The following is a 260-nucleotide window of genomic DNA, read 5'->3' on the forward strand; positions in this document are numbered from 1 at the left end:
GGACGGGAGGTCCTCTCACAGTGAAATCCTCCGACAGGGTGACGGCAATCGGAAGCGGATTCGCGGCAGTCGGGCTTCGTGTGACCTTGGCGTCGTCGAGACTCAGTTCGATGTTGATGCTGGCGCTGCCCGGGATCGTCGAACCATTGCTGATGACCACCCCATCGGTCTGAACCGTATAGTCGGTCGGCAACGTGCCGGAGGCAATCACTGTCACCGCATCGGGCGATTTCGGGGGCGGTGCGAAACCATCGGTGATG

Annotated in this window: 1 protein-coding gene; it reads right to left on the reverse strand. The window is 61.2% G+C overall.

Features of this window, described 5'->3' with window-relative positions; genetic code table 11:
• Positions 1–260, reverse strand: a 260-nt coding sequence (locus ACNEUN_RS06300) for a hypothetical protein (RefSeq protein ID WP_463631586.1), incomplete at both ends; no start/stop codon positions are given.

The organism is Gardnerella sp. C0684A1 (genome assembly GCF_055326835.1).